Origin of the sequence: Megasphaera geminata F0357 (assembly GCF_000239275.1) — a bacterium.
GTDB lineage: Bacteria > Bacillota > Negativicutes > Veillonellales > Megasphaeraceae > Megasphaera > Megasphaera geminata.
Map to the genome: position 1 here is coordinate 22,468 of NZ_JH417572.1, position 3,382 is coordinate 25,849.

The window sequence follows — 3,382 nt, forward strand, 5'->3', positions numbered from 1 at the left end:
AGGCAGGTGCTCTCCCAGCTGAGCTACACCCCCATGTGTTTCACAACACATATACTATATCATGAAACGATTTTCTTGACAAGGAGCTTAGGGTGCCAATTCTCCCCATTTTTCGTAAGCAACGGCCAAGGCAGCCTCCGTTTCTTCGTAGTCCTTGGTGAGTCGGATCAAATCTTCCGGTGAGGCGTCGTTCATTTGCACTTCATACATTTTGAGCGTTGCTTCCAATTCGGCGATTTTCATTTCCGCCCTTTCAAGCCGGGCGGTATTGACGGGCGTACGGTTTTCTTTTACGGGTGCGGCATGGCGGCGGGTGACGGAATCGTGTTTTTTGCCGGAGCTGCAGCCGGTTTCGGCGGGAGTTTTTCAGTTGCCGGTTCGGCCGGCTCCGTTTCTTTTTCTTTATAATAGGAATAGTTGCCCATAAAACTTTTCAGTTTTTTATGTTCCAACAGTAAGGTGCGCGTTGTTATCTTATCAAGAAAGTAACGGTCATGAGAAACGATAAGGTACGTGCCGCCGAAGGAAAGCAGCGCCTGCTCTAGTATTTCTCTGGTCGGAATATCAAGATGGTTTGTCGGCTCGTCAAGGACGAGAAAATTGGGGCCCGACAGGAGCAGCTTCAAAAGGGCCAGACGGGCTTTTTCACCGCCGCTCAGGCTGTCGACGGTTTTAAAAACGTCATCACCGCGAAAGAGAAAGCGGCCCAATACGGAGCGGGCCGTTTCTTCGTCCAGCGTGTAACCGCCCGTGAGCTCGTCAAGGACGGAGAGATTACCGTGCAGCTCCGTGTGTTCCTGCGCGAAGTATCCGATATGAACGCGGCTGCCCAAGGTCAAAAAACCGCTGTCCGGGTCTTTCTCGCCGATGATCATTTTCAGGAGCGTCGTTTTGCCGGCGCCGTTCGGGCCGATGAGGGAGGCGGATTCACCGCGACGCAGGAGAAGCGAGAGATGTTCGAAAAGCCGCCTGTCCGGAAACCCGCCGCAGATGTCGTCGAGAATAAGGACGTTTTGTCCGCATTCTTCGACAGGCGCAAAGTCAAAATGCAGTGTTTCCGCCGCCGGAGCCTGTTCGAGCCGCTCCAGCCGGTCGAGCTGTGACTGCCGGCCGCGAGCTTGTCTGGCTTTGATGCCCGCCTTATATTTGCGGATATACTCTTCCGTTTTTTTAATGTGCTCCTGTTGTTTTTCGTAAGCGCGTTCCCGTGCTTTGCGTCGTTCATCGCGTTGCCGCACATAGCGGGAATAATTGCCTTTATATCGGGTGAGCGTCTTATTTTCCAATTCCAGAATACCCGTTGCCACCTTGTCGAGAAAGTAACGGTCGTGCGAGACGATGAGAACGGCGCCGTTATATGTCAGTAAGTATGTTTCGAGCCATTCCAGCATAGCCATGTCGAGGTGATTCGTCGGTTCGTCGAGAATGAGGTATTCAGGCCGGCGGACTAAAGCCTTGGCAAGATTGATACGTGTTTTTTGACCGCCTGAGAAGTCCCGTGTTTCCCGGCCCAAATCAGCTTCCGTAAAACCCAGGCCGGAAACGATCTTACGGGACAACGCCTCGTACGAAAAGCCGCCGAGTTGTTCAAACCGTTCCTGCAGGCGTGCGTATTTTTCTATGAGCGCCGAGTCTTCCGGCGCCGTCTGCATGGCTCCTGCCGTTTCTTTCAGCTGTGTTTCCACATGATGAATATCCTGCCATGCCGCATCAATCGTTTCGCGCAGTGTGGCGGTGTCGGCGACGGTAACGTCCTGTTTTAAATAGCCGAACGTTTCTCCTGCGGGAATGGTAACACTGCCGCTGTCGGCGTGCTCTTCGCCGATGATGCACTTGATGAGCGTCGATTTTCCGGCTCCGTTGGCACCGATCAGGGCGAGCCGTTCGCCTTTCTTCAATTCGAAGGATATATTTTTGAAAACCGTGTGAATACCGAAGGATTTCTCTAATTTCTGAACTTTAATGGCAGCCATATTTTTCCCTTTCTCCATGCCTTGTAACGGCTATTATTATAGCATAAACGGAGGATAAAAAATAAAATGAAAAAATTATTAGCACTCTATTGACAAGAGTGCTAATAAAGTTTATGCTATATATGTAGCAAGAAAGAGACGCTACGTATATAGTACCTTTAAAGGTCAAAAGGACAATGGCAAAAGAACAAAAAGAAAATATGTAGAAAAGAAGGGATTATGATGAGAACACTATTACCGCTTGTAAACAGTGACAATTTTTTATTTCCTGAAGATGTATGGGGCACTTTTTTTGGTGATGTAGTCGGATCAAGGCCGACTTTGCGCGTGCCGAAGATAGACCTTGAAGACAAAGGAGATCATTATGAACTGCAGGCCGACCTTCCCGGCATAGCCAAGGAAGATATCGTCATTACCTATGATGACCCGATTTTCTCTGTTTCTGCAGAACATAAGGATGAACAGAAGTCGGAAGACAGTGAAAGGAACTACGTTTATCATGAACGCAGATCTCAGAGTTTTTCACGGCGGCTCCTCATTCCCCATGTGGATAAGAGTAAGATCGACGCTTCCTTCGGCGACGGCGTACTGAAAGTAGTTCTGCCGAAAGAAGACGAACAGAAAGTGGTTGAAAGCAATAAAATAGAAATTAAATAACAACCCATATGTACGGATTCTCTCTTCATAAAATCCCCTCGCAGCAGGTAAATGCCGCTGCGGGGGGATTTTATATTTTAGATATGATATAGTAATTGTAAAGGAGTACAGGAGGTATGTTATGAGAAGGCGGGATAGAGAAGAAACAAGAGCCGAAGAAATTGTTAAGGTCATCCGTGACTGTGATTGCTGTCGTCTCGGCCTTGTCGATACGGACGGGCTGGCCTATATTGTGCCGCTTAATTTTGCTTTTGTTGAAACAGGGGAGCCATACGGGACCTTCTATTTTCACGGCGCCGGGGAAGGCAGGAAAATAGAACTTGCGGCTGTACAGAAACGGGCTTCTTTTGAACTGGATACGGCGCATGAAGCGGTGGCAGGGGAAAAGGCATGTGCCCATTCCTTTAACTTCCGTTCCGTTATGGGCAAAGGGGATGTGACCGTCGTGACCGATGAAACAGAAAAAATGACGGCTTTGCAGGCGCTGATGCTCGACAATACGGGCCGGGAAACACGGGATATCCCGACGGCGGCCTTGGCGGGCATCGGCATTATCAAACTCGCAATAACCGAATGGAGCTGCAAGATACATAAGTAGGACCCACGTTTTAAAGGAGCGAAGCGACGCAGGGAGTAACCCTTCACGAGCCGGTTCTGAAGGAACCGGGGAGTGTCAGCGTTACCCCCGCGAAGAGTACGCGTGTCGTGACGACTCAACGAGGAGGAAGGACACCGAAGTCCACCGCGAAAAC

At 49.7% G+C, this 3,382-nt stretch carries 2 protein-coding genes and 1 pseudogene; 2 read left to right on the forward strand and 1 reads right to left on the reverse strand.

Annotated elements, in window-relative coordinates:
- Positions 1 to 87: 87 nt before the first annotated feature.
- A pseudogene (locus tag HMPREF0080_RS02255) lies at positions 88 to 1,973 on the reverse strand (ABC-F family ATP-binding cassette domain-containing protein).
- A 219-nt stretch (positions 1,974 to 2,192) separates the two neighbouring features.
- On the opposite strand from HMPREF0080_RS02255, the gene HMPREF0080_RS02260 reads away from it, so the two are divergent.
- The gene (locus HMPREF0080_RS02260) at positions 2,193 to 2,630 is read left to right on the forward strand and encodes an Hsp20/alpha crystallin family protein (RefSeq protein WP_006789537.1); all 438 of its coding nucleotides are present in this window, start codon (positions 2,193 to 2,195) and stop codon (positions 2,628 to 2,630) included.
- Positions 2,631 to 2,751: 121 nt separating this feature from the next.
- A complete protein-coding gene (locus HMPREF0080_RS02265; protein WP_006789538.1) occupies positions 2,752 to 3,228 on the forward strand; it encodes a pyridoxamine 5'-phosphate oxidase family protein in 477 nt (158 codons plus the stop codon).
- Positions 3,229 to 3,382 lie beyond the last annotated feature (154 nt).

What these genes read in the sequence shown, in the direction of transcription:
- HMPREF0080_RS02260 (WP_006789537.1), top strand. Translation starts at nt 2,193, where the DNA reads ATGATGAGAACACTATTACCGCTTGTAAACAGTGACAATTTTTTATTT.
- HMPREF0080_RS02265 (WP_006789538.1), top strand. Translation starts at nt 2,752, where the DNA reads ATGAGAAGGCGGGATAGAGAAGAAACAAGAGCCGAAGAAATTGTTAAG.